General features: G+C 67.7%; 25 protein-coding genes. 8 read left to right on the forward strand and 17 right to left on the reverse strand.

Annotated elements, in window-relative coordinates; genetic code table 11:
- The first annotated feature begins 20 nt into the window (after positions 1-20).
- Genes AC1VNX_RS17865 through AC1VNX_RS17885 form a run of 5 tightly spaced genes read left to right on the forward strand, consistent with a single transcriptional unit; the run spans position 21 to position 6,597 of the window.
- Positions 21-3,509 (forward strand): response regulator, encoded by a 3,489-nt coding sequence (locus AC1VNX_RS17865; protein ID WP_483157971.1) that lies wholly within the window; start codon positions 21-23, stop codon positions 3,507-3,509.
- Between the two features lie 35 nt (positions 3,510-3,544).
- Positions 3,545-4,390 (forward strand): CheR family methyltransferase, encoded by an 846-nt coding sequence (locus tag AC1VNX_RS17870; RefSeq protein WP_483161975.1) that lies wholly within the window; start codon positions 3,545-3,547, stop codon positions 4,388-4,390.
- Entirely contained in the window at positions 4,387-5,004 is a 618-nt protein-coding gene (locus AC1VNX_RS17875; RefSeq protein WP_483157972.1) for a chemotaxis protein CheB, read from the forward strand. The genes AC1VNX_RS17870 and AC1VNX_RS17875 overlap by 4 nt, the downstream gene beginning before the upstream one ends.
- Positions 4,994-6,241, forward strand: a complete 1,248-nt coding sequence (locus AC1VNX_RS17880; protein ID WP_483157974.1) for a hybrid sensor histidine kinase/response regulator — start codon at positions 4,994-4,996, stop codon at positions 6,239-6,241. Before AC1VNX_RS17875 ends, AC1VNX_RS17880 begins: the two co-directional genes overlap by 11 nt.
- Positions 6,238-6,597, forward strand: coding sequence for a response regulator (locus AC1VNX_RS17885; protein WP_483157976.1), 360 nt, complete (start codon positions 6,238-6,240; stop codon positions 6,595-6,597). The genes AC1VNX_RS17880 and AC1VNX_RS17885 overlap by 4 nt, the downstream gene beginning before the upstream one ends.
- Here AC1VNX_RS17885 and AC1VNX_RS17890 read toward each other — a convergent pair.
- The 5 genes from AC1VNX_RS17890 to AC1VNX_RS17910 form a co-directional block, all read right to left on the reverse strand.
- Positions 6,594-6,983, reverse strand: a complete 390-nt coding sequence (locus AC1VNX_RS17890; protein WP_483157978.1) for a hypothetical protein — start codon at positions 6,981-6,983, stop codon at positions 6,594-6,596. The two genes, AC1VNX_RS17885 and AC1VNX_RS17890, sit on opposite strands and share 4 nt — an antisense overlap.
- Positions 6,980-8,443 (reverse strand): DUF1501 domain-containing protein, encoded by a 1,464-nt coding sequence (locus AC1VNX_RS17895; protein WP_483157980.1) that lies wholly within the window; start codon positions 8,441-8,443, stop codon positions 6,980-6,982. Before AC1VNX_RS17895 ends, AC1VNX_RS17890 begins: the two co-directional genes overlap by 4 nt.
- A gap of 28 nt (positions 8,444-8,471) precedes the next feature.
- Complete coding sequence (locus tag AC1VNX_RS17900; RefSeq protein WP_483157982.1) at positions 8,472-10,304, reverse strand: DUF1800 domain-containing protein; 1,833 nt, start codon at positions 10,302-10,304, stop codon at positions 8,472-8,474.
- Positions 10,305-10,508: 204 nt separating this feature from the next.
- A complete protein-coding gene (locus AC1VNX_RS17905) occupies positions 10,509-10,859 on the reverse strand; it encodes a hypothetical protein (protein ID WP_483157984.1) in 351 nt (116 codons plus the stop codon).
- A gap of 129 nt (positions 10,860-10,988) precedes the next feature.
- Positions 10,989-11,936, reverse strand: a complete 948-nt coding sequence (locus tag AC1VNX_RS17910) for an adenylate/guanylate cyclase domain-containing protein (RefSeq protein WP_483157986.1) — start codon at positions 11,934-11,936, stop codon at positions 10,989-10,991.
- Positions 11,937-12,282: 346 nt separating this feature from the next.
- On the opposite strand from AC1VNX_RS17910, the gene AC1VNX_RS17915 reads away from it, so the two are divergent.
- Positions 12,283-12,618, forward strand: a complete 336-nt coding sequence (locus AC1VNX_RS17915) for a hypothetical protein (RefSeq protein ID WP_483157988.1) — start codon at positions 12,283-12,285, stop codon at positions 12,616-12,618.
- 61 nt (positions 12,619-12,679) lie between these two features.
- On the opposite strand, the gene AC1VNX_RS17920 is transcribed toward AC1VNX_RS17915, so the two are convergent.
- The 8 genes from AC1VNX_RS17920 to AC1VNX_RS17955 form a co-directional block, all read right to left on the reverse strand.
- Complete coding sequence (locus AC1VNX_RS17920) at positions 12,680-13,648, reverse strand: LD-carboxypeptidase (protein ID WP_483157990.1); 969 nt, start codon at positions 13,646-13,648, stop codon at positions 12,680-12,682.
- Complete coding sequence (tadA, locus tag AC1VNX_RS17925; RefSeq protein ID WP_483157992.1) at positions 13,645-14,754, reverse strand: tRNA adenosine(34) deaminase TadA; 1,110 nt, start codon at positions 14,752-14,754, stop codon at positions 13,645-13,647. The genes AC1VNX_RS17920 and tadA overlap by 4 nt, the downstream gene beginning before the upstream one ends.
- Positions 14,744-14,968 carry a hypothetical protein gene (locus AC1VNX_RS17930; RefSeq protein WP_483157994.1) on the reverse strand — a complete coding sequence of 75 codons (225 nt, stop codon included), beginning with the start codon at positions 14,966-14,968 and terminating at the stop codon, positions 14,744-14,746. Before AC1VNX_RS17930 ends, tadA begins: the two co-directional genes overlap by 11 nt.
- A gap of 1 nt (position 14,969) precedes the next feature.
- Positions 14,970-15,614: an FMN-binding negative transcriptional regulator gene (locus AC1VNX_RS17935; RefSeq protein WP_483157996.1), complete on the reverse strand. Its 645-nt coding sequence runs from the start codon at positions 15,612-15,614 to the stop codon at positions 14,970-14,972.
- 52 nt (positions 15,615-15,666) lie between these two features.
- On the reverse strand, positions 15,667-16,365 hold the full coding sequence (locus AC1VNX_RS17940) for an ankyrin repeat domain-containing protein (protein ID WP_483157998.1): 699 nt from the start codon (positions 16,363-16,365) through the stop codon (positions 15,667-15,669).
- Entirely contained in the window at positions 16,365-16,877 is a 513-nt protein-coding gene (locus AC1VNX_RS17945; protein WP_483158000.1) for a GlcG/HbpS family heme-binding protein, read from the reverse strand. The genes AC1VNX_RS17940 and AC1VNX_RS17945 overlap by 1 nt, the downstream gene beginning before the upstream one ends.
- A gap of 118 nt (positions 16,878-16,995) precedes the next feature.
- Complete coding sequence (locus AC1VNX_RS17950; RefSeq protein WP_483158002.1) at positions 16,996-17,640, reverse strand: response regulator transcription factor; 645 nt, start codon at positions 17,638-17,640, stop codon at positions 16,996-16,998.
- Complete coding sequence (locus AC1VNX_RS17955) at positions 17,637-19,124, reverse strand: sensor histidine kinase (RefSeq protein ID WP_483158004.1); 1,488 nt, start codon at positions 19,122-19,124, stop codon at positions 17,637-17,639. The genes AC1VNX_RS17950 and AC1VNX_RS17955 overlap by 4 nt, the downstream gene beginning before the upstream one ends.
- A gap of 60 nt (positions 19,125-19,184) precedes the next feature.
- Here AC1VNX_RS17955 and AC1VNX_RS17960 point away from each other — a divergent pair, with 60 nt between their 5' ends.
- Positions 19,185-20,255, forward strand: coding sequence for a DUF72 domain-containing protein (locus AC1VNX_RS17960; protein ID WP_483158006.1), 1,071 nt, complete (start codon positions 19,185-19,187; stop codon positions 20,253-20,255).
- Here AC1VNX_RS17960 and AC1VNX_RS17965 read toward each other — a convergent pair.
- From AC1VNX_RS17965 to AC1VNX_RS17975, 3 genes are all read right to left on the reverse strand, one after another.
- Positions 20,252-20,746 (reverse strand): RidA family protein, encoded by a 495-nt coding sequence (locus AC1VNX_RS17965; RefSeq protein WP_483158008.1) that lies wholly within the window; start codon positions 20,744-20,746, stop codon positions 20,252-20,254. The two genes, AC1VNX_RS17960 and AC1VNX_RS17965, sit on opposite strands and share 4 nt — an antisense overlap.
- Positions 20,747-20,846: 100 nt before the next feature.
- Positions 20,847-21,326 (reverse strand): 2'-5' RNA ligase family protein, encoded by a 480-nt coding sequence (locus AC1VNX_RS17970; RefSeq protein ID WP_483158010.1) that lies wholly within the window; start codon positions 21,324-21,326, stop codon positions 20,847-20,849.
- Positions 21,327-21,760: 434 nt separating this feature from the next.
- Positions 21,761-22,777 (reverse strand): IS110 family RNA-guided transposase, encoded by a 1,017-nt coding sequence (locus AC1VNX_RS17975; protein WP_483158012.1) that lies wholly within the window; start codon positions 22,775-22,777, stop codon positions 21,761-21,763.
- A gap of 199 nt (positions 22,778-22,976) precedes the next feature.
- Between AC1VNX_RS17975 and AC1VNX_RS17980 the strand changes: the two genes are divergently transcribed.
- Entirely contained in the window at positions 22,977-23,588 is a 612-nt protein-coding gene (locus tag AC1VNX_RS17980; protein ID WP_483158014.1) for a porin family protein, read from the forward strand.
- 57 nt (positions 23,589-23,645) lie between these two features.
- Here the strand turns inward: AC1VNX_RS17980 and AC1VNX_RS17985 are convergent, their stop codons facing one another.
- Positions 23,646-25,628: a YadA family autotransporter adhesin gene (locus AC1VNX_RS17985; RefSeq protein WP_483158016.1), complete on the reverse strand. Its 1,983-nt coding sequence runs from the start codon at positions 25,626-25,628 to the stop codon at positions 23,646-23,648.
- Between the last annotated feature and the right edge of the window lie 150 nt (positions 25,629-25,778).

Genomic DNA, 25,778 nt, shown 5'->3' on the forward strand with positions numbered 1-25,778 from the left:
TTTGCTTACAAATAGCACCGATGACGAAAACCCCCAACGCGATTGACCCTGACGACTTCGAGCGGCTGCTGAGCCGCAACATCAAGCTTCCCCTGATCGGTGGTCTGTTCGGCGCCGTGGTGTTCGTCGGGCTGATCCTGTTCCTGCTGTCGACCATCGGCTGGGTCGAGCACACCGACCGCGTCACCCGGGCCGCCAGCGAGCTGCAGCGCCAGAGCATCGACATGGAAACCGGCATGCGCGGCTTCCTGATCACCAGCGACGAGAGCTTCCTGGAGCCCTACCAGAACGCCCTGCCCCGCGTCAAAGCCGATACGGCGGCGCTTCGCGAGCTGGTGTCGGACAACCGCCAGCAGGTGGAGCGCGTCGACCGCATCGCCGCCATCCAGGCCAGCTGGAACGAGTACGCCGCCGACCTGATCGCATCACACCGCAACGGCCAGGACACCCAGATGCAGGTGCGCCTGGGCCGGGGCAAGCGGCTGACCGACAGCATGCGCGCCGAGTTCACCGCATTCATGGAAACCGAGCAGAGCCTGCGCTTCCAGCGCAACAACGAGGCCAACCGCACCGCGTGGTGGGTGGTCGGGCTGTTCCTGCTGTTCACGCTGGGCTTCACCGGACTGGTGGCCTACTTCGGGCGCAGGCAGCTGGTGCGGCTGTCCGAGAGTTACGACGTGGTGCTCAAGGAACAGGCAGACCACGCCGACCGGCTGGTGCACGAGGCCTGGCTGCGCGGAGCGCAGACCGAGCTGGTTGGAGATCTGGTGGGCGAACTCAGCGCGCCGGACATGGGCCGCAAGATACTCTCGTTCTTCTCGCGCCACCTGGGCGCTTCGGTCGGCGCCATCTACGTGCGCGAGCGCCACGGCCCGCTGCGCCGCGCGGCGAGCTACGGTTTCTCCAGCGCCTCGGAGGCCACGCCGCAGGTCTTCTCCCCCACCGAAAGCCTGGTCGGCCAGGCCGCCGCCGAGAACCGGCGCATGCTGATCGACCCGATCGACGCCGACTACCTGAAGGTCAATTCGGGCCTGGGCGAGATGGCACCGAAGGCCGTGCTGCTGGTGCCGGTGGCGAGCAGCGGCATGGTCAACGGCGTGGTCGAGCTCGGCCTGCCCGCCGCGCTGGACGAGCGCGGCAGCCAGCTGGTGGAGATCGTGTCCGACGACATCGGTACCTCGCTGGCGGCGGCGCGCTACCGCGAGCAGCTGCAGGACGTGCTGGCCGAGACCCAGCAGCTCAACGAGGAACTGCAGGTGCAGCAGGAAGAGCTGCGCACCGCCAACGAGGAGCTGGAAGAACAGTCGCGCGCCCTGCGTGCCTCGCAGGCCATGCTGGAGAACCAGCAGGCCGAGCTGGAGCAGACCAACAGCCAGCTCTCCGAGCGCACCGAGGCGCTCGACCAGCGCAACACCGCGCTGCGCCGGGTGCAGCGCGACCTGGAAGACCGCGCCGACGAACTGCAGCGCGCCAGCCGCTACAAGTCGGAATTCCTCGCCAACATGTCGCACGAGCTGCGCACGCCGCTCAACAGCGCGCTCATCCTCGCCAAGCTGCTGGGCGACAACCCGCAGGGCAACCTGACGAGCGAGCAGGTGAAGTTCGCCGAGTCGATCTATTCCTCGGGCAACGACCTGCTGGTGCTGATCAACGACATCCTCGACATCGCGAAGGTCGAGGCCGGCAAGCTCGAGGTGGTGCCCGAAGACGTGCCCCTGGCCAAGCTGGCCCACAGCCTGGAGAGCACCTTCGGCCCGCTGGCCAAGCAGAAGAACCTGGGCTTCAGGCTCGAATTGCGGCCCGACGCGCCGGTCTCGCTGCTCACCGACCGGCAGCGGGTGGAGCAGATCCTGAAGAACCTGCTGTCGAACGCGATCAAGTTCACCGACAGCGGCGAAGTGAAGCTGGTCATCTCGCCGGCGGCAGATGGCGGCGCGGCCTTCGCGGTGTCCGATTCGGGCATCGGCATCGACCCGCAGCAGCACGAGCTGATCTTCGAAGCCTTCCGCCAGGCCGACGGCACCACCAGCCGGCGCTACGGCGGCACCGGGCTGGGCCTGTCGATCTCGCGCGACCTCACGCAGCTGCTGGGCGGCACGCTCGCCGTGGAGAGCACGCCGGGCCAGGGCAGCACCTTCGTGCTCGAGCTGCCGGCCAAGGCGCCGCAGGCCTCGCCGGATCATCAGCAGAAACCGCCGGCCGTCTACACACCCAAGCCCGCGCACTCACAAGCTCACGCCCAGCCCGCGCTGGCGCCCAAGGCCCCTGCCCCGGTGCCGGCGCCGCAGTTCGCCGACGACCGCAGCCTGCCGCGCGACCAGGTGCGCCGCGTGCTGGTGGTCGAGGACGAGCCGCAGTTCGCGCACATTCTGTACGACCTGGCGCACGAACTGGGCTACCGCTGCCTGGTGGCGCACGGCGCGGCCGACGGCTTCGAGCTGGCCTCGCAGTTCCTGCCCGACGCGATCCTGCTGGACATGCGCCTGCCCGACAGCACCGGCCTCGACTTGCTGCAGCGGCTGAAGGATTCGCCGCACACGCGCCACATTCCGATCCACGTGGTCTCGGCCGCCGAAAGCGCGCAAGGCGCCGCGCTGCAGATGGGCGCCATCGGCTACGCGCTGAAGCCGGCCACGCGCGACGAGCTGATGAAGGTGTTCGGCCGGCTGGAAGAAAAGCTCACGCAGAAAGTCAAGGTCGTGCTGCTGGTGGAAGACGACGAGCTGCAGCGCGAGAGCGTCATCAAGCTGATAGGAGACGACGACATCGAGATCGTCGCCGTCGGCTCCGGCGAGGAGGCGCTGGAGCTGCTTCGCACCCGCGTGTTCGACTGCATGATCACCGACCTGAAGCTGCCCGACATGCAGGGCAGCGAGCTGCTCAAGGCCATGGCGGCGGAAGAAATCGTCTCGTTCCCGCCGGTCATCGTCTACACCGGGCGCAACCTCACGCGCGACGAAGAGACGGAGCTGCAGCGCTACTCGCGCTCGATCATCATCAAGGGCGCGCGCTCGCCCGAGCGCCTGCTCGACGAGGTGACGCTCTTCCTGCACAAGGTGGAGGCGGAACTTTCGAGCGAGCGCCAGGGCATGCTGAAGACGGCGCGCGGGCGCGACCGCATCTTCGAGGGCCGAACCATCCTGCTGGTGGACGACGACGTGCGCAACATCTTCGCGCTGACCAGCGCGCTGGAACAGCGCGGCGCCATCGTCGAGATCGGCCGCAACGGCCGCGAGGCGCTCGAACGGCTCGACCAGGTCAGCGAGATCGACCTGGTGCTGATGGACGTGATGATGCCGGAGATGGACGGGCTGGAAGCCACGCGCCGCCTGCGCGGCGACCCGCGCTTCGAGAAGATGCCGGTGATCGCCATCACCGCCAAGGCCACCAAGGACGACCGCGAGCAATGCCTGGCCGCCGGCGCCAACGACTACCTCGCCAAGCCGGTGGACCTGGAGCGCCTGTTCTCGCTGCTGCGGGTGTGGATGCCCAAGATGGAGCGGCTGTGACCTCGCGGCAGGGCAATCCGAAGAACGGCAACGGCCTGACGCCGCTGCTGCCGCTGCAGCCGCTGAGCGATACCGAGATCGAGCTGCGCCTGCTGATGGAGGCGATCTATCTCAAGTACAGCTACGACTTCCGCAACTACACCGTGGCTTCGCAGAAGCGCCGCGTGCTGCACGCGCTCGACCAGCTCGGGCTGCCGAGCATCTCGGCGCTGCAGGAGCGCGTGCTGCGCGACCCGGCCCTCTTCGGCCGGCTGCTGCAGTTCCTGACGATCCCGGTGAGCGAGATGTTCCGCGACCCGTCGTACTTCCTGGCGCTGCGGCAGCACGTGGTGCCGATCCTGCACACCTACCCTTCCGTCAAAGTGTGGGTGGCGGGCTGCAGCACGGGCGAGGAAGTGTTCTCGCTGGCCATCCTGCTGCGCGAGGAAGGCCTGCTCGCGCGCACGCAGATCTACGCCACCGACATCAATCCGGCTTCGCTCGAGAAGGCCAGACAGGGCATCTTCCCGCTGGAGGCCATCCGCGGCTACACCACCAACTACCAACGCGCGGGCGGGCGCAGCGAGTTCTCCGACTACTACACCGCCGCCTACGAGGCCGCGCGCTTCGACCCCTCGCTGTGCGCAGACGTGATCTTCGCCGACCACAGCCTGGCGACCGACAGCGTGTTCGCCGAGACGCAGCTGGTGTCGTGCCGCAACGTGCTGATCTACTTCAACCGCGAGCTGCAGGACCGCGCGCTGGGCCTGTTCCACGAGTCGCTGTCGCATCGCGGCTTTCTCGGGCTGGGCTCGAAGGAGAGCATCGACTTCTCGGGCTACTCCGATCGCTTCGACACGCACGCGCGCGCCGAACGCATCTACCGCAAGAAGGCCGCATGACGGGCCAGATGAAGCGCCAGCTGCGCTCCACCGTCCGCAAGCGCGTGGGCGCCGTGGTGCTCGGCGCCTCGGCGGGCGGCATCGAGGCGCTCTACACGCTGCTGCAGGACCTGCCCGCCGGCTGGCAGATTCCGATGGCGGTGGTGCTGCACCTGCCCGAGGAGCACGAGAGCCATCTGGCCGAGATCTTCGCGCAGCGCCTGCCGATTCCGGTGCACGAGGCCAACGACAAGATGCCGCTCTCGGCCGGCTGCCTGTACTTCGCGCCGCCGGGCTATCACCTGTCGATCGAGCGCGAGCGTGCCTTCTCGCTGAGCTGCGAGCCGCCGGTGCTGTTCTCGCGCCCGTCCATCGACGTGCTGATGAGCTCCGCCGCCGACGCCTACGGCCCCGCCCTCGCCGGCTTCCTGCTGACCGGCGCGAACGACGACGGTGCCGAAGGCCTGCACCGCATCCATCTGGCCGGCGGGCTCACCGCCGTGCAGGAACCGAAGGAAGCCCAGATTCCCACCATGCCCCAGGCTGCCATCGCGCGGCATATCCCCGACTACGTGCTACCCCTGCGCGAACTGCGCAACCTGCTGCTCCAACTGGAGGCCGTCCATGAACATTGATATCGAAAGCAAGCTGCTGCTCGTGGACGACCTGCCGGAAAACCTGCTCGCGCTGGAGGCGCTGATCCGCGCGCCGGGCCGCATCGCCTACCGCGCGGGATCGGCCGACGCCGCGCTGGCGCTGCTGCTGGAGCACGAATTCGCGCTCGCCATCGTCGACGTGCAGATGCCCGGCATGAACGGCTTCGAGCTGGCCGAGCTGATGCGCGGCACCGAACGCACGCGGCACATTCCCATCATCTTCGTGAGCGCCGCGGGGCGAGAGCTGAACTACGCCTTCCAGGGCTACGAGAGCGGCGCGGTCGACTTCCTGCACAAGCCGCTGGACCCGCATGCAGTGGTCAGCAAGGTGAACGTGTTCGTCGACCTCTACCAGCACCGCAAGGCGCTGCGCCACGAGATGGATTTGCTCGCCGCAGCCAACAAGAAGCAGGAAGAGCTGGTGCAGCAGCTGCAGCAGACGCAGCACGAGCTGGAGCACGCAGTGCGCATGCGCGACGACTTCATGTCGATGGTGTCGCACGAGCTGCGCACGCCGCTGAACACGCTCTACCTCGAGGCGCAGCTGCGGCAGCTGCATCTGGCGAAGGGCAACCTCGCGAGTTTCTCGCCCGAGCGGCTGCCCGCCATGATCGAGCGCGACCAGCGGCAGATCCGCAACATGGTGCGGCTGATCGACGACATGCTCGACGTCACGCGCATGCGGCGCGACGCGCTCTCCATCAAGCCCCAGCCGACCGACCTCGCGGCGCTCGCGCACGCGGTGGTGGAAAACCTGCGCCAGCAGGCCGAGGCCGCGGGCGCAGTCATCACGCTGGCGGCGCCGGCCGAGCTGCACGGCGCGTGGGACGAGTTCCGCATCGAACAGGTGCTGACCAACCTGCTGACCAACGCGCTGCGCTACGGCGACGGCAAGCCGGTCGAGATGGTCGTGCAGCAGCTCGGAAACTCGGCCCAGGTGAGCGTGCGCGACCAGGGCATCGGCATCGCGCCGGAGGACCAGGCCCGCATCTTCGAGCAGTTCGAGCGCACCGACAGCAGCCGCAAGCACGCGGCGGGCCTGGGCCTCGGCCTCTTCATCACCCGCAAGATCGTGGACCTGCACGGCGGGCGCATCGGCGTGGAAAGCGCGCCGGGCGAAGGGTCGCGTTTCACGGTCGAACTGCCCCTGCAGGCGCCCGCCATACTCCCCGATCAATCTGAAGCCCAACCCGACGGAAGGAAGAACCCCCAGTGAACGTGCTGATCGTCGACGACAACCAGGCCTCGGCCGACCTGCTGCAGGAGCTGCTGAGCCTGTACGACCACACCGCGCAATGCACCTACACGGCGCGGCAGGCGCTGGACGCGGCCGCCGCCGGGAGCTTCGACGCCGCGCTGATCGACCTCAGCCTCCCCGACCTGCCCGGCACCGAGGTGGCGCGGCGGCTGCGCGAGAGCGCCGGCGAAGGCACGCCGAAGCTGCTGATCGCGATCTCGGGCTTCTCGGCGCAAGATTCCAACGGCCACGCCTCCGAAGGGCTCTTCGACCACCATCTGCAGAAGCCGGTCGACATCGCCAGGCTCGAGCAGATCCTCGCAACCGGCGGTTAGGGCCTTTTCTTCCTGCTTCTGCGCGAACAGCGCATCGCCTCGTAGCGATAGACGCGAAAGCCCTCGCGCTGCATGAAGCTCACCGGCTCCCAGCCGCGCGCCAATGCGCAATCCGTGATCTGCGCCATCTGCACGCCGAGGTAGTCCTGCAGGCTGTCGGCCACCGCGAGCTCGAATTTCTTGAGATCGCGGTCCAGCGATTCCACCGCCGCGATGGCGGCATCGACACTGGTGAAGGGCCGCACATGCGTCACGCCCTTGTTGCGCAAGGGGGCAGGTGCCTGCCCGGGCAGGTCGGCGCTGAAGTTCACGCTGGCGCCGCCCTCCATGCCGTTGAGGCCGCCGATGGCGCTCATGCTGGCCATGCTGCTCATCGCTGTGTTCATGTCATGAACCCCATGTCGCGCGGGTAGCTGATGCCGCTCGGCGCTGTGATGTTGTTGAAATTCTTCAGGTTCGGCAGGATGCCGTTGAGGTCCGAATCGGGCACGCCGAACCACTTGGCCAGCGTCGCCGCGTACTGGTCGACCGAGGTGGTGGGCAGCAGCCGGCCCTGGCCGACGTGCCATTGGTCGTCGTCGGCCGAGGTGTTGCCCACGCTCACCGGTGGCGGCGTGCCGTAGAAAGCCTTGCCCTTCACCGCGCCGCCCACCACGAAGTGATGGCTGCCCCAGCCGTGGTCGGAACCGTTGCCGTTGCTCGACAGGGTGCGGCCGAAGTCGGAGGCGGTGAAAGCCACGACCTTGTCGGCGATCTGGAGGGCTTCCATCTGCTGCTGGAAGGCGACCATGGCGTCGGACAGCCGCTGCATCAGCGGCCCCTGCTTGGTGTCGAGGTCGTCGTGCAGGTCGTAGCCGCCCATGGAGACAAAGAACACCTGGCGCTTCACGCCCAGCGAGGCGCGCCCGCGGATCAGGCGAGCGACCATCTTGAGCTGGGCGGCCAGGTTGTTGCCGGTGGTGGGGAAGGTGACGTCCATGACGTCGGACTGGATGGCCGAGGTGATCTTTGCTTCCGCCTCCACCGCGCGCAGCGTGACCTTGTTGTATTCGTTCTCCAGCGTGTGGCCGCGCGCCTGCTGCGCGATCTGCTGCATGGCGGCCTTGACCGCCGATGACCCGTACACGCTGCCGGTGGCCGGGCTCACGCTGTTGATGCGCACCGCGCCGCCCGTGCCGACCTGGTACTGCAGCGCCTCGTCGCCCGAGAGGAACACCGCGTTGCCCGCCACCGAGACGCAGGTGAACAGCGATGCATTGCGCTGCCCGCCCAGCATGAGGTCGCCGAGGTTGCCGCCCCAGCCGATGGTCGAGCCCTCGGGCGAGGACGACTGCCAGATCGACTGCTGGTCGTTGTGCGAGAAGAGCTTGGGCGGGATCGGGAAATCCCGACGGTTCGTGCTGTTGAACTGCGCGCGCGTGAGCGGCTTGACGAGCGGGCCGACGTTGAGCTGCACGGCCATCTTGCCTTGATCGAAGAGCGTGGCGAGGCCGCCCATCTTCGGGTTCAGCGCGTACTTGCGGCCGCTGGCGAGCGCCACGGCCGGTTTGAGCTCGGTCTTTGCGAGATCCGCGTCGTATGGCAGCGCGATGCCGCCGCGGATGGTGCTGTACTTGTTGTAGCTGTCGGTGTCGAAATTGACGAGCGTGTTGGCGTAGTCGTTGCCGCCGAAGAGGAAGACGCAGACCAGCGCCTTGTAGTCGTCGCCCGGCGCGGCCTGGGCTGCGGCCTCGCCCATGGCGGCGAGATTGAGCGCGAACGGCAGCGCGGTGCCGGCCATCGCGAGTTGGCCCGAGCGGCGCAGGAAGGCGCGGCGCGTGTGGCGGGCAGGATCGATCAGGTACATGTTCGGTTCGCTCCGGCTTCTTTCTTCTTCATTTCTGCACGAGGTACTCGGGCGAGCCCATCACCAGCAGCACGCCGGCGCAGATGAGGTCGAGCCTGCGGGCGTCAGTGCTCGGGTTGACCAGCGGCGCCTTGCTCAGTGCGTCGGTGATCAGCGCGACCGTGGCGGCCGAGAGCTGGTTGCCCGTGAGCAGCAGGTTGAGCCTGCGCACCAGCGCGGCGGGGTCGTTCACCAGTGCCTTCTCGGCCGTGTAGGTGGCGATCACGTCCTTGTTGTCGAAGCCGTTCTGCAGCTTGCCTTGCAGGAAGTTGAGATAGCCGCCCACGCTGGTCTCGTTGACCAGCTGGAACTCGGGCGCGACCATCTTGTTGCTGGCGATCGCGGTCGAGGGCGGCACATAGCCGGGCCGGAAGAAGTTGAACACCGATGGCGAGCGCAGCGGGCACTGGCCCAGGCTCGAGCTGGCGTCGAAGGTATTGCCGATGTTCCAGGCGTCCGTCGCCGAGCCGATGCCGAAGGTGCGGCCCCATTGCACGAGCCGCAGCATCGGTTCGCGCAGGTGGCCGAAGTTGGGGTCCGAAAGACCGGCCGGGCCGCGCGCCTCGTCGTCGAGCAGCACGGCGGCGAACACGCTCTTCATGTCGCCGCGCACGCCCGCACCGTTGTTGGCGAAGATGCCGGCCACGCGCTTCACGTAGGCCGGGCTGGGGTTGCTGGTGACCAGCCGCTGGATCAGCTGCCGGCCGATGAAGGGGCCGACGTTCGGGTGGTTGAAGAGCGTGTCGAGCGCGATCTTCAGCGCCGCCGGGCCGTCGGTGCCCGCGGGCACCGTGGCACCGAGAAAGCGCGCCTCAAGCGTCGAGTGATTGGAGGCCTTGTAGGCCATGGGACGCGTGGTCCACTCGTTGGTCTCGATCGTGTAGCCGGCTCCGGGCGGAGTGAAGGCACTGCGCTCGGACGAGCGGATGTCGAGGTCGTAGCCGGTGAAGACGCGCGCGAGATTGGTCACGTCGTTCTGCACGTACGTCTCGATAGGCTGGCCGTCGGCGCCGGTCTTCACGGTGCCGTCGGCTTCGAGCTGGTAAAGGCCGATGGTCATGAGCTGCATGACCTCGCGCGCGTAGTTCTCGTCGGGCTGCCGGCCGGAGTTGTCTTCCTTCCTGTTGCCGCGGGTGTTGAGATAGAAGCCCATCGCCGGGTTCAGCGTCACGTCTTCCAGCAGCTGGCGGAAGTTGCTCGTGACGCCGTTGGCGAGCATGTCCCAGTACTGGGCCATCATGGCCGTGGGCCAGCTCGAGCCGATCTCGGTGCCCGAGACCACGAAGATCTCGCTGAGCGCCAGCGCCATGCGCTTGCGCATCGGGTCGGCTGCCGTCATGAGCTGGCGCCAGATCATGGCGTCGGCATTGACTGTCTCGTAGGGCTTGCTGTTGACCCACTCCCAGGCCGAGGGCTGGCGTGCCGCGCCGAGCTGCTCGCTGAGCCACGGCAGGTAGCCCTTGGCGCGCACGGCGGCGATCTCGTCGTCGGAGGCCGAGAACTGGGCCTGCAGCAGGAAGCGCGCGGCTTCGGCGTCGTTCTGGGCCTGGGGGTAGTGATAGGGGCCGGTGTCGGGCGTCGTGCCAGGGTTGGCGCCGGGTGTGCCACCGCCGACGGGGAAGCCGAAGCCTCCGGCACCGCCGCCCCCTCCTCCGCCGCCACCGCATGCGGCCAGTGCCGCCGCAATGGAGAACGCGGCCGCGGCCTTCAGGGAGCGGGAGCCGTCGGGCATCGACTTGTCCTCCGAGATGGCCGCTGTCTCCGCGACATACACAACCTCGTCGGCCGGTCTTGCGCGCCCGGCCTCCAACTGTTCCACCATGATCCTCGCTCCTGCGGCGTATCGACGCCTGTTGGAGCCATCAAGGCAAGCGGCATGCCCTATAAAAAACCGGCAAGGCAAGTGGCCAGGTTGGTCAGGTCACCACAAAAATGTGTGTCAATGTGACTTTTTAGTCACCCCTTGAAACAAAATTGGCATGCCATAGGGCATGCCAATGCTTCAGGAAACATTCAGGTGACAGTGTCAGTCGCGCTCGTCGTCCCAGTCGTTCGGCGGGCGGTAGGGATAGCCGGGCCCGTAGTAGATGCGGCCGGGCGGCGGTGTGTAGATGGGCGCCGGGCGGTAATACACCGGAGGCGGCGGCCGGTAGTAGGCCGGCGGCGGCGGTGCGTAATAGATGGGTGCCGGGTAGCTGTAGACCGGCGGCGGCGCGTAGTACGGCGCCGGGTAGCCGCCGACCACGTAGCCGGGGGTGCCGATCTGCACCGACCAGCTTCCGCGCGCGTTCGCGGCTCCCGCCGCCAGCAGCGCGCCGGCGATGACGGCACCGATGGCCGCCAGCTTGAAAACAGAAGATTGAGGTTTGAAGTTCACAGTGGCTCCAGGCCTGGGGCGAACAACGCCCGAGTGGATACGCAACGCCCGACGCATGCTCGCGGTGCACCCGATTGCACGCAGGCATGGTAGCCAAACGTCACCGCCGTGGGCGGCATGCACCGATGCTCAGCGCGCGATTTCGCGCCGCGACAGCATCACGTCGCCGCTGCCTGTGTTGAAGGCGATGGTCGGCGCACTGAAGTCGCTGAGCGGCGCGCCCAGGCCGATCTCGCCACGACCGTGCAGCACGCACTCTTCGCGCCGCAGGGCGATCTCGGTGCTGGGCCCGTCGTTGCCGTGGAAACGCACCCAGGTCCCATAGGTGCTGACGTCGATCAGCACGCAGCTGCCCTGCCGCAGTTCGATGCGCGCATGCAGCCGCGAGACCCGTGGGTCGTTGACCACGAACTGCGCGTCGTCGACGCGGCCCAGGTGAATCGGGAGTTCCTCCGTGCGGAACATCGAGCGCACGTCGAGCCATGCCAGCTCGATCTGGCCGAACGAGGAATCGGGCATGCGCAAGGGAGCCAGCGCGGCGGGCACGGTGAGGAAAGTCGTCACATCCTCCTGCCAGTCGATGCGATGCACGACCGACATCTCGCTGCGCCCGCGGATGTTGATGAGGCCCAGGTCGCGATGCTGCACCGAGCCTTCGCGCAGCTGGGAGATGACCGCTGCAGTCACCCAGATCTGGCCCGGGCCGGCCAGATCGCTCAGCCGCGAGGCGAGATTGACGGCATCGCCGTAGCAATCGCCCTCGACCTCGACCACCTCGCCGCTGGCCACGCCGATCTGCAGCGCCATGCGCAGGGGCGCCGGCCATGCGAGCAGCCGCTTCTGGTGATAGCGCTGCAGCTCGATCACCGCATGCGTGGCGGCCGCGCCGCTGGTGAAGATGGCGAACACGCCATCTCCCAGCGACTTCACGACGCGGCCGCCGTGCGCCTGGCACACGCCGCCGATCCACTGCGTCAGGCGGGTCACCGTCTCCGTGGCCCGTGCGTTCCCCATGGCCTCGAAGACCCTCGTGCTCCCCGTCAAGTCCGCGAATACGACTGTGGAATTGACACCCATACTGTTTTGCTCTTCTCGATTTCTACCGATGGTTGCGAATGCCCTTGGTTCCCTGTATTCCCGTGCCACCGGAGTCGCGTACATGCGCCCCTTCACGCGTGGAATATGCAGCTTGCGTGCCCTTCTTGTTGTCCCCTCGGGTATACGCCGCTGCCGACAGGGCAGATGAAAACGGAGTCATTCATTGGCTTGTAGTACTTTAGAAAACAAAATTCAATGGCTGATGAAAACGATAAGTAAAGCGTGTTGTTTGCAAACAAGAAACAACGTTTCAGATCTTGTGAAATGGTTAACTCAGGCTTAAGGTAGTGGCCGTTCCAGGTTCCGGCAACACACTTCCCGTCTCATGTTCTTTCGCCGCCTTCTTCGTCTGCTGAACGTACCCGGCTCCGGATCCCGTCAAGCGACGGAGAACCAGCTGGGGCGCATCCGTACCGCGATGCTGTCGGTGCTCCAGGACCATGGCGGTCATTCGGTCCAGCGCGTCAGTCAACGCGTGCGCTTCGCGGCCGATGTCGAGGCACTCTGGTATCTGCGGCAGGACGTGATGATCGCGCTGAGTGCCATCGACGGTGAAACCGCGGCGCGCCGGCAGATGAAAACCATCAACAGCATGTTCAAAGGCGGATTGCCTGGCTCGATGGGGCCTCGCGCGCATCAACGCTTTACCAAGAACAATTGAATCTGCAACGGCCCCTCGGGGCCGTTTTCACTTTTAACGTTTTATTCTCTTTGTGTCCCAATCAATGGGCGTGATGATGGTCATGTCCATGGTGGTCGTCATGACCATGTGCATGTCGATGCCCCCAAACGAGAAAAATATCACGCCCTTCCGCGGCCATCGACACCTTCGCCCCCACGGGCAATAGCACCTTCGTCTGCACGTGGCCGAACGGCAGGCCAGCGAGCACAGGCACCTTGAGCGATGCTCGCAGCCGGTCGATCACGGTGTTCAGGCCGAATCCGCGGTCGTAGCCCGGCACCGGCCGGATGCCGGTGAACTGCCCGAACACGATGGCACGCTGACGCGCCAGCACGCCGGCCATCTTCAGCTGGTCGAGCATGCGTTCGATGCGGTACGGGTGCTCGTTCACGTCTTCAATGAAAAGCACGCCCTTCTCCACCGTGGGGAAGTACGGCGTGCCGAGCAGGCTGCTGAGCACGCAGAGATTGCCGCCCCACAGCACCGCGTCCTGCACGGGCTTGAACTTCAGGTCGACATCGCGCGCCGGCATGCGCCAGCCGGTGCCTTCGCCCTGTCCCGTGAGCAGGTCGTCGAAGCAGGCTTCCATGATGTCGTCGGGGCCGGCCTCGGCACCGAAGTCCTCGCCGACGGCTGGGCCCGACCAGGTCACGGCGCCGGTCTTGACGAGCAGTGCGTTCTGCAGCGCGGTGAAGTCGCTGCAGCCGACGAACTCCGTGCCCTTCTCGATCGCCTTGGCAATTGCCTTGTACGGAACCGCATCGAGGATGCGCGTGAGCCCGTAGCCGCCGCGCGCGATGAGCGCCACGTCCGCGCCGCTGGCGGCTGCGCGCGAGATCGCGGCGAGCCGCGTCGCGTCGTCGCCCGCGAAGCGCTGATGCACCGAGAGCGCCGCGTCGTCGACTTCGACTTCATGACCCAGCGCCTTGAGCCGCTTCACGCCGCGCCGGAAAGCGGCCTTGTCCCGGACCGCGCTGGAGGGAGAGTAGATATAGATGTGTTTGGTCACGCGTTCGAGTATCCCATTGCGTTTCGCACTTGCAGCACGACCGTTCGGGCCTGCTCCGGCGTCGGCCCCGACGAAGTGGCAAGAGGGCCCAGTGCGCGCAGCGCTGCTTCGTATCCTCGGTCGGGGAACGGCGCGCGCCATGCGTCGTCGATGTGCTCGTGCCCTTCCGGTGCGACCAGTGCCGCCACGAATCTACCGGGCGCTGCGGTCTGGAGAAGCGCGGCAAGTTCGGAGGCGGCCTCGCTGTGCACGAGCGCCACCGGATCGACTCCCACTCGCGCCATCCATTCGAGCAGCACGTCGCGATGCCATTCCAGACGATGCGCCGCCTCGCGCTTGGGCTTGTCGCTCTTGCCGAGGCCGATCAGGTCGGGCACCAGCGTGCGCAGTCCGGGCAAGCCCGCGAGATGCCTGAAGAAGTAGCCCCATTCGCCGGGACCGTGCAGGCAGAGGCAACAGGCTGCATCCTGCGCACCTTCATCGACGTAGTGCATCCGCCAGCCTTGCAGGCCCGGCAGGTCCTGCACGTAGTGCGGCGCGAAGTCATAGCCGGCCAACGCCTCGAAGCGCTCGGGCGACGTGCGCAGCGCGTCGTCGCGCAGGGGCTCGGCAGTCGCGCGCGCAGCGTTCCGGCGCTGCTGGAAAAAAGCCTGCAGGACCGCGCTGCACTCCTGCGCCAACACCCCGCCCTGCACCAGCGTGCGGTGGTTCAGCCGTGGCTCCGCAAAGAGATCGAGCACCGAGCCGGCAGCGCCGGTCTTCGGATCGGCCGCGCCGTACACCACGCGCGCAAGGCGCGAATGCAGCATCGCCCCGGAACACATCGCGCATGGTTCGAGTGTGACGAACAGTTCGCAGCCATCGAGCCTGTAGTTGCCAAGCGCCAAGGCCCCTGCCCGCAATGCGTTGATCTCGGCATGTGCGCTCGGATCGTTCTGCGCGACCGGCGTATTGCGCCCCGTCGCGACCAGCCGGCCATCCTTCACCAGCACCGCGCCCACGGGCACCTCGCCCGCTTCGGCGGCAAGCCGCGCCTCGGCGAGCGCGAGCGCCATCCAGTGCGCGTCGTCATGCACGTCCGGCGACGGAATCGGCTCAGTTGTCATCAGGCATCTGGCGTGTCTTGACTGCAGCGTCCAGCGCTTCCTTGACCTGCTGCTGCACCTGCTGCGGATTCATGCGCGCATCGCCCGCTGCGGGCGCGGCGACGCCGGGCACGGCTGGCTGCGCGGAAGAAGCCATGCTGGCCATCTGCTTCTTCGCGACCAGCCCGACGATCACCAGCACGAGCACGAGGCCGATCAAACCCAGCCCACGCATCTCAGCCGCCCTCCGCCACGGAAGCCTCGGCGGTCATGCCCAAGCGGCCCATCCACTCGGCGAGCGCCCGCTCGTCCGGCGTGCCCGCGCTGTAGACGGCGTGCATCGCGGCATGCGATTCGCGGCGGTGCTGGTTGAGCTTGATCTTGCATTGCAGGGCCGTCACGCGCAGCTCGAAGCCCACGATGCCGGCCAGCATCTTGAGCTGGAACTCCTCGCCCAGGTCGCGCCATTGCTGTGCGTAGGCAGGTTCGTGGTCGTGAATGAGCTTCTTGAGCAACGCGTCCTTGTCGACGGGCTCCTCGATCAGCCTCGCCTCGACGGTGCAATGCACCGCCAGGTAATTCCACGTCGGCACGCGGGCCAGATCGGGGTAGACGGAGGGAGACAGGTACGAATGCGGCCCAAGAAAGGTGGCCACCGCCTTGGGCCTGGCCTGCAGATAGCGCCAGTGCGGATTGGGCTTGGCGCAATGACCCCACAGCACCAGCTCGTCGCCCGCGCGCTGCTCGGCGACCAGCGGCAGGTGCGTGACGTACGGCAGCCCGTCTTCGTCGTTCGAGATCAGGCTCGCGAAGGGATGCGAACGCATCAGTTCCAGCGCGATGACCGGGTCCTTGGCATTGAACTGCGGGGGCATGTACATGGGGCGATTTCCTCGTGCTCGTCGTGGCGAGACCCCATTCTCCCCGAGCCGCCTACTTTGCGCGCGGTGTCTCCAGCAGCTTCACCATCGCGGTGTAGCCGCGCGCCTTCGCGAGCTGCAGCGGCGTGTTGCCCTGGCGGTCGGTCAGCTTGAGGTTGGCGCCAGCATCGACCAGCGCTGCCAGCGTGCGCTGGTGGCGCGGGCCGCCGTCGCCGAGCACGATGGATTCGATCACCGCCGTCCAGTGCAGGTTGTTGACGTGGTCCAGCGGAGCGCCCGCGGCGATCAGCCTGCGCACCACCTCGTCGTGACCGAGATGCGCCGCCGCGATGAGCGCCGTGCCGTCGTAGCGGCTCGTGGTCTGCCCGGCCTTGGCGCCAAGCGAGAGCAGCACCGAGAGCGTCGCGGCATCGTCGGCCACCGAGGCGATGGTGACGGCGTCGTAGCGGTCGTCTTCGAGCAGGTCAAGGTCGGCTCCGGCCTTGGCCAGCAGCTTGATCGCGTCGCGCTGCCGGGCGAAGGTCGCAACGTGCAGCGGCGTGCGCCCGCGCGCGTCGCGTGCATTGAGGTTCGCACCCGAGGCGACCAGCGCCTTCAGCTTCTGCAGGTCGCCATGCCAGGCGGCCTGGTGCAGCCCGTCGAAGGCCAGCACCTCGGCCGCCAGCGGCGGCACCTGGGCGAGCGCACCCAGCGGCACGCCCAGCCCGAGCGCTACCGCCAGCAGGCCCGGCCAGATACCGCGCGCCATCATCAGAGCAGGCCCTTGACCTTTTCGAGCGCCGCGTTGGCGCACTGCTCGTCGAGGTGGCCGCCGGGCGCGCCGCCCACGCCGACCGCGCCGATCACTTCATTGCCCGACTTGACCGGCACGCCGCCGCCCAGCAGCAGGAAGCCCGGCAGGTACACCAGGTTGGCGGCGCCGGGGTTCTTCTGCGCGCCTTCCATCATGGCCTGCGTGGGGCTCTTGGCCGAAGCCGAGGTCCAGGCCTTGCGCTCGCTCGAGGCCAGCGTGTGCGGGCCGGCGTTGTCGGCGCGCTGCACGGCACGCACGGTACCGGCGCGGTCGACCACGGTGGCGGCCACGTTGTAGCCGTTGGCGGCGCAGGCGGCCACGGCTTCGGCGGCGATCTGGTTGGCCAGGGCGAGCGAGATGTTCTTCTCGGTGCGCACGGCCGGTGCGGGCGTCTGGGCCTGAGCTTGTACCTGGGTGAAGGAGGCTGCGAGCAGGACGGCGACGCCGCCAAGGCGGATGATGGATTGCATTGTTCGTTATCTCCAGTGGATGCGGGTTGTTGCGCCGGCTGTTGCCGACGGCTGCGCCACTGTAGAAAACGCCGCCCGCGCGTGCCATTCGTACGGCTACGCCCGGCGCTCCGTAGTTCTACGGAGCGCCCTCCCCGTCCACCAGCACCGCATAGCGCCGGATCAGCTGCGCGAGCGAATCGCAGTCGAGCTTGGCGAACAGGTTGGCGCGGTGCGTCTCGACCGTGCGCGGCGACAGCGCCAGCGTGCGCGCGATCTCCTTGTTGGTGAGCCCCTGCACGATGAAGGCCAGCACCTCGCGCTCGCGCTCCGACAGCTGCGCCACCCGCTCGCGCGCGGCGTTGTCGGCCTGCGACCGCTCGCGCGAGCGCACATGCTGGCGCACCGCCTGCTGCAGCGCCTCGAGCAACTGCTCGTCGTCCACCGGCTTCTCGAGGAACTCGGCCGCCCCGGCCTTGAAGGCACGGCGGCACATCTCGACGGTGCCGTGGCCCGTGAGCATGATCACCGGCTGGTCCACGCCCTGCGCCGCCAGCCGGTCGAGCACCGTGAGCCCGCTGATGCCGGGCATGCGCACGTCGAGCACGATGGCGCCCACGCTCGCGCGGTCGAAGCCGTCGATGAAGGCCTGCGGATCGGCCCAGGCCTGCACGCGCAGCCCGACCGTGCCGATCAGCAGCGAGAGGCCGTCGCGCACCGCCTGGTCGTCGTCGATCAGGTGGACGAGCGGGGACTGCGGCGGATGGGTGTTCGAGGTATTCACGGCGATGGCGCGACGAGTGGCAGCAACAGCGTGAAGCGTGCGCCGCGCGGCGAGACGTTGCCCGCGCTCAGGCTGCCGCCCATGCCGCCGGCCAGCGTCTCGCTGAGGCTCAGGCCGAGGCCCAGCCCGCCCTCGCGCGTGCTGAAGAAGGGTTCGAAAAGGCGCGGCAGGGCTTCGGGGGCTATGCCGCGCCCGTTGTCGGTCACGGTCAGCACGCCCTCCTGGCCGTTGCGGCCGACCGAGACGACAAGACGCCGCTCGGCCGCCGGCACGAGTTCAAGGGCCTGCAGCGCGTTCATCAGCAGGTTGTGCACGATCTGCTCCAGCGCCACAGCCTCGGCCTGCACGCGCACCGGCGCCTGCGCGCTGGCATCGAACTGCGCGGCGACATCGTGCCTTGCGAACTCGGGCGCCAGCAGGTGCATGGCGCTGCGCACCACTTCCTGCAGCACCAGCGGCTTGGTGTCTCCACCGGCTTCGGGCCGTTCGATCACCCGGCGCAGGCGCCCCACCACGCCGGCCGCGCGGCGTGCCTGCTCGACCGCCTGCCCCATCGCGTCGCGCGCGGTGGCCAGGTCGGGCGGCTCGTCGTCGAGCAGGCGGCGTGCGGCCTGGGCATTGGCGAGCACCGCCGTCAGTGGCTGGTTGAGCTCGTGCGCAAGGCCGGCCGACAGCTCGCCCAGCGCGTTGAGCCGCGCGACCTGCCCGAGCCGCAGCAGCTCCTCGGCGCGCCGCCGCTCGACACGCTGGCGCTGAGCGGCCCACAGGCCCGCCAGCAGCACCGCCATCGCCAGGGCCCAGCCTGCGATGGCGCGCCACGGCAACTCTCCCCAGCCTATCTGCCGCTCGGCCACCAGATCGAAGGGCTGGCTCGGCGAGGCCAGCGCCTTGCTCAGGCCGAAGCGCCATCCGCGTTCCCGGCTCGTCGACACAGTACCGGGCTGCAGCACCAGCCGCTGGCCGTCGCGCTGCAGGCTCAGCCGCACCGGGCTGCGCTGCGGGTTCATCGGCCAGTCGCGCCAGGGCACGGAGCCGGCAAGGTCGATGTCGAGCGCATAGCTGAACGGGCTGGCGCCGATCACCAGCGTGTAGCGGCCGTGGGCCAGATCGAGCGTGGCCAGCTCGGCGCGCTGAAGGCTGCGCGAGCGCGCCTCGGCCGCGTCCAGTGCGCCGGCTCGTGCGCTGTCCGGCCAGGGCTGGTCGCGGTCGCGCCGCTGCACGCGCAGGATCGACGAGTACACGGAAGGCAGGCGCTGCTCCGGGTGGTCCGCACCGGTGCTGGGCTCCAGCAGCGCGAGCGTGGCCAGCACGGCGTCGTATTGCACCATCTGCTGGCTCATGAGGCGGTGCGCGATGCGCACGTCGGTCTCGAAGTCCTGCTGCATCTGCGCGAGCTCGGTGCGCACGATCCACACAGCGCCCACGGCGGTGAGGGCCAGCCATGCCAGCCACCAACCACCTTGCGCGCGCAACCACTGTTTCATGGCGCGGATTGTGCCCGGCGCGGCGAAGTCATCCGCTTGGCCGAAAATGCGGCACCAGCCATGGCCGACGTACAGGACTCCCTCTTTCCCGATCTTCCGCGTCCCGAGGACGCACCTTCGGCCGCGCCGCCGCCCGCCGAACCAGCCGAGAAGAAGAAGCCGCGCACGGCGACTGTCGAGCCCGCGCCCACCGATCCGGAACTCGTGGAACTGGCCGCCGCATTGCCGCCCACGCTGCGGCTCGGCACCTCCTCGTGGAGCTACCCCGGCTGGGCCAACCTTGTCTGGGACGGCGAATACGCCGAGACCGTGCTCTCGAAGAACGGCCTCTGCGCACTCGCGAAGCACCCGCTGTTCCGCACCGTGAGCGTGGACCGCAACTTCTACCGCGCCCTCACCGCCAGCCAGTACGCACGCTACGCAGCCATGGTGCCGGACGACTTCCGCTTCATGGTGAAGGCGCCCAGCCTCGTGACCGATGCCACCGTGCGCGACGAAAGCGGCCGCGGCATGCAGGCCAACCCGGTATTCCTCAGCAGCGAGATCGCGCGGCAGGAGTTCGTGCAACCCGCCCTCGAGGGCCTGGGCCATCGCATCGGCGTGCTGGTGTTCCAGCTGAGCCCGATTCCGGGACACATCCTGGCCGACCAGCCCGCGCTGCTGGCGCGCATCGCGGCAATGCTCGAATCGCTGCCCGATATTTCGTCGACCGCGCCCGATGCGGTGATCGCCGTCGAGGTGCGCGACCCGCAGCTGCTGAACCCCGCCTTTGCCGAAATGCTGCGCAGCGTGGGCGCCACCTTCTGCATGGGCCTGCACGCCAAGATGCCACCCATCGAAGAGCAGCTGCCGATGCTGCGCGCCATGTGGCCCGGTCCGCTGGTGTGCCGCTGGAACCTGCACCGGCGCCACGGCCGCTTCGGCTACGAAGACGCGGAAAAGCTCTATGGTCCCTTCGACAAGATCGTCGACCCCGACCCGGAAACCCGCGCCGCGCTCGCCAAGGTGATCGCGGGCACCACCCGCGCGGGCCAGAACGCCTTCGTCACCGTGAGCAACAACGCCGAAGGCTGCGCGCCGCTGACGATCGCGCAGCTGGCGCGCGACATCCTGGCCTTAGCGCCGCGCTAGCCGATGTTCTGCTTCGCGGCGACCGTCATCTCCACCTCTACCGTCGCGTTCTTCGGCAGCGCGTAGACGCCGACCGCCGTGCGCACATGCACGCCGGCCTCGCCGAAAACGCGGTGCAGCAGGTCGGAGGCGGCGTCGGCCACTTCACTCTGCTGGGTGAAATCGGCCGTGCACTGCACGAACACGCCGACGCGCAGGACCTTTTCCACCGCATCGAGCGAGCCAAGCGCGCGCCGCAGCAGCGCGAGGCTGCGCAATGCGCAGATCTGCGCGCCCTCGCGCGCCTTGTCCAGCGACACCGCATCGCCCACACGGCCCGTGACCACCACCGTGGTGCCCACGCGCGGCACCTGGCCGCTGAGATAGATGGTTCGGCCGTCGCGCACCAGCGGCACGTAGTGGCCGCCGGCAATGATCTCGCCCTCGAAGCTGTGGCCCAGCTCGGCGGCAATCTGGTCGGCGATCTGATCCCGGGTCTTTTCTGCTGTCATTTCGATTCCGTGAAAGGGAGTGCCATTGTCGTCAGCGCCTGCGAGACGAAACAGATACAGAAGGCGCCGATGCGAGGCAGAACAGAAGGCGAAGGCCCCTTCAAGCCGCCTCGGGCCACCGGCCCAACACTTCGTGCACGCCCTCGCCCACGTGGCTGTCGATCAGCACCAGCGAGCCTGCGGACCACCGGACCGGTGTTTCGAGCGCGTGCCTTTCCAGCTTGCGCCGCGCGTAGGCCAGCGTCATGTGCGGCGTGAAGGAGCGCGCGGGCTTCAGGCCCGCATCGGCGAGTGCTTCGCCCAGGCGCTGCCTGAAAGCCTTGAGCGCTCCGACGCCCTCCTCGTCGTCGGAGCACAGCGCGAGCGCGCCCTTGGCGAAGCTCATCGCCTTCTCGAAGACGATGTCGAATGCGGGAGGCGGCACCGAGGCGGCCGCCTTCGAGGCCTGCTCGACCTTGTCGGCCGGCACCTCCTCGTACTCGCCCAGGTCGAAGAGCGTGACGTGCAGGCGGGGCTTCGCCACCAGTGTTCCTTTCAGTGCGTGCTGCGAGTTCATGCGCTCGCCGAGCGCGGCGATCAAGGCGGCGTCCTGCCGGCCAGGAAGAATTGCGAAGAAGAGAGAGTGCCCGGGTGCCGCAGCCTTGTCGCGACGCACCTTGCTCCGAGGGCGTGGCAGGGGTTTGGGCGGAGGCTCGATACCGGGAAGAAGAAGCTGATCTGACATGCCTCGATCATCGCCCATGGCATGCGCTCTTCATCTGCTCTTATATGGACGCCTCCCAAGTTGCAAGCGCTCGGTGTTTCGGCTGCATCGGTCGAGCTGCAGTCTTATATCCGGCCTGTTCGCGCAGGCTCTTATTCGCCCGCTGGCCCTGATGGGATTCGCTGAGAGGTGCCTTTTCTTCTGAACGAGCTTCGAGCTCCAGAGCAGATTCAGGCTTCGCCTCTCCCGGTCCAACCTATTCAGCCATCACACCATTTCGCGCCGCCTAACCATCGTCCAGAGCCACAGCGTCATGCTGCCGCTTGCCGGGGTTCCGGGATGTAATGTCTGCCATGCGCGAGCAATGCCCAGATCGTGCGCGCGAGCTTGTTGGCCAGCGCGACGACTGCAACATTCCATGGGCGCTCGCGCATCAATCTCTGCAGCCAGGGTGACTGCTCCTTCTGACGCGCCATGACCGCTCGGGCACAGTGAATCACCATGGTGCGAAGGTAGGAATTTCCTTGCTTGCTGATATTCAGGATGCGCACATGCCCCCCAGTGCCGCTGTGCCGGGGTACTACCCCGAGCCAAGCGGCGAACTCTCGACCTGAGCGAAACTCCTTTGCGTCGCCAACGGCAGCGACTATCGAGGTCGCGGTCAGCAGTCCGACCCCAGGCACTTCGATCAGCCGCTCGCACCGCTCGTCCGAACGCCTGAAGGCATCGAGTTTGCGCTCTATCGCCTCAACCCGTTCGGAGAGCCGCACGATCAGCTGGTACTGGTCGTGAAACGCGTCTATCACCATGGCCGGAATCTTGTTCTCCAGGCCAGCAAAGGCTTCCGGCAAGCGCTTCACGCACCAGTGTCTGCCTTCCGGAAGATCGATCCCCAATTCATAGAACGCCGCTCGCAGTTGATGCAGTTGTGCAGTTCTGGCTTTGACCAAGCCATCTCTCATCGTGTGCAATGCCAAGATCGCCTGCTGCGCCTCGGTCTTCACCGGCACAAAGCGCATCTCAGGGCGTTGCGCTGCCTCCCAGATTGCGCGAGCATCGGCAGCATCGTTCTTGTTCCCCTTGACGAAGGGCTTCACAAACTTCGTGGCGATGAGCCGCACTTCGTGACCAAGACTGCGCAGTTGGCGCGCCCAGTGATGCGAGCTCCCACATGCTTCTATCGCCACAACGCTGCGCTGACGGTTGGCAAAGAAAGGAAGCATCTCGGCTCGCTTGAGCTTCAGCTTCGTGATCTCGCCGGTCTCGGGGTCGACCGAGTGCAATTGAAAGAAGCGCTTGGCAATGTCCAGTCCAATGACAGCGAGCATGGCGGTCTCCATGGTTGGGTTGAACCTCCATCGTCATCGAAAAAGACCTGGGAGGCGTCCATGCCATCCTCAGCAAGCGACAAGCACTCCTTCAGGCTGCGTTTCGAGAATCGACTCACGCTGGCGGCACTGCGGCAATCAACGCACGGCACCCGCCTGTCGATCGATCTCAATCAACCATCCAACCAGGAATTTCATCTTGACGAAAACGCAAGCCTGCACCGCCCTCGCAACAGCCTTTCTGCTCTGCACCGCCTCCATGGCCGCGAGCGCCGCCGGCCCCAACCAGGACAGCGGAATCTATGTGGGCGGTGCCATCGGCCGCTCGAGCTACAGCCTCTCGTCGTCCAACCGCGTGCCCGTGCCGTGGGGCGGCGAAAAGAGCAGCAAGGCCGGCACCGCCTACAAGCTGTACGGCGGCTATCGCCTGACGGAAACCTTCGGCGTGGAAGCTGGCTACGCGCGCCTAGGCCGCGTGAGCCAGTGGAGCTCGAACGGCGCCTACTCCCGCCTTCAGGCCGGCACCGGCCAGGTCTTCTACGCGGCCGCCACCGCCCGCCTGCCGCTGGGCGAATCCTTCGCCCTCAACGGCCGCCTGGGCATCGCGCGCGGACGCATCTCCGGCGACAACAACTGGGTGCTGCCCGGCCAGCGCATCTCGGGCAGCTCGACCGGCATGATGGTCGGCTTCGGCGCCGAATACCGGATGACGCAGAACCTGTCGATCACCGCGGACTACGACTACTTCGGCAAGCTGTCGAAGCAGGCGAAGGGCGGGATGGTGACGGTGGGTTTGAAGGCGAGCTTCTGAGTCTCGGCTTCGTGCTGCATCGGCGCATCGTGCAGACCCGGCGCCGATTCGCGCCGGCTACCACTGGTAGCCGGCCTGCACCCTTGCGCCGACCTGCGCGCCGGAACCGGTGGCGACCGAGAGCCCGCCTCCCAACTGCCAGCGGTCGTCGAGCTGGTACGCGAAGCCCACGCCGAGCGCGCTCTGGCCCGCATAGTGGGCTGCCGCGGCACCGACCCAGCGGCGGCCGGCCTGCAGCGTCGGCACCGAAGGCATCGCCATCGCCTGGGCGATGCCGCGCGCCGCGAAGTCGCGCACACCCTGCACCTGCGCGCCGAGCTGCGCGTTCGCGCGCTCCAACTGCGAGAGATTGACCGCGTCGGTGGGCAAGGTGCCCGGTGCCACGTTGACGATCTGGCGCGGCGCCGTCGCGCTGCCCACGCTCACCGTGGAAGCGCGGTCGGCCACCGAGCCCTGCCCCAGGGCCACCGATTCGGGTGCCAAGGCCCTGGCGTTCGCACCCAATGCCACCGCATTGACACCGCTGGCCAGCGAGGCCGCACCGATGGCCGTGGTCGGGTCGGCCAGCGCGCGTGCGCCGTCGCCGATGGCGAGCGAGCCCGCATGGAGCGCCTGCGCATCGCGGCCGATGGCCTGTGCGCCGTCGCCCTGCGCCGAGGCGCCGATGCCCACTGCGACGGCCCCCATGCCGCTGGCGCTGGCCGCCGCCTGCCCGGGAACCGAGCAGCGCAGCGCCCCGCCGTTCACCGTGCACACGCCGAGCTGGCCGTTGACCACGGCCTGCAGCTGCACCGACTGCTCCTGGATCTGCGTCGTGTGCGTCTGAAGCTGCTGGGTCATGTCGATCACCTGCGCGCCCTGGTTGGTCGCGAGGGTCAGGGCCTGCTCGGCGGTGGTGCGCACGCCGAACAGCTGCGCCCCGTTGACGGCATCGGTCGATGTGGCGCTGACGTCTCCGGCAACGACGCCGCTGATCCGCCCGGCATTGACGATGCCTGCCCCGCGGTTGTCGATGCCGCCGTGCGTGACCAGCCGGCCGCCCACCGCCGCATCTCCACCGACGGACAAGGCGCCGGCACTGACCTGGCCGCTGGCCTCGATGCCCGCGACATTGGTCAGCGTGCGCTGGTTGCCCGGGGAACCGAAGGACACCACGTTGCTGCGCCCTCCATCGTTGCTCTGGGCGCCGATGGCCACCGAGTTCTGGCCGCTGGCGGTGCTCAGCACGCCCAAGGCCATGGAACGCACGCCGCTGGCCCATGCGTTGCGTCCCAGCGCCAGTGCGCCATCGGCGCTGGCCAGGCTGGCATAGCCCAGCGCCATCGCACCGTCGCCGGAAGCGCGCGAGGCCGAACCCAATGCCACGCTGCCGTAGCCACCCGCATCGCTGTCGGCACCAACGGCGGTGCTGCGCTCGTCGCGCGCCTTGCTGTTGACGCCGAAGGCGCTGGAGCGCACGCCGCTCGCCTGGCTGTCATTGCCCACCGCGACAGCGCGCTCCTCGCTGGCGGCGCTGTCCGCACCGATCGAGACCGCCTCCACGGCCGAGGCCGCGCTGCGGTAGCCAAGCGCGACCGACGACTCCCCGCTCGCCTTGGCGACATTGCCCACGGCGAGGGCCGAGCCTGCGCTTGCTTCTGTGAATGAGCCGATCGCGGTGGCCGAATTCGCGCTCGCGTTGCTGCGCAGGCCGATCGCGGTCGCGCCGTTGCCCGCGGCCTGTGCCCGGATGCCGTAGGCCGACGCATTGCTTCCGGAGGCCGTTGCCGAGCGCCCGATGGCCGTATTGCCTGAAGTGAGGTCGATCCCGGCCTGCGACTCGGCACCGCCGGCGATGTTGCTCTGGCAGTCGGCCTGCACCACATCGCGCGCCGTGCTGAAGCCGGAATAGGCACCTTCGTCTCGGCTGCTGTAGAGCGTGCCGCCAGGGCACACGTTGGGATTGAGCACCTGCGCCTGAACGGCAGGGGCCGCGCAGATGCCCAGGGCGCAGAGCAACCGCACTGCCGGCATCAGGCGCTGTGATGGATGGGGTTTCATGGTCTGTTCTCCTCGCTCTCGCGGCGCTGGAGGCCGCCCGGGCGATGCTGCCGGTGCAGCGCGCCCGGCCCGTACCATGCTTTGTGGTAGCCTGCGGCGCCCCGGCCGGCAAGCCCCGCCCGGCCCGCCCTCCGATCGCGACCCGCGTGC

Source organism: Variovorax sp. TLI9-5A, from assembly GCF_056867935.1.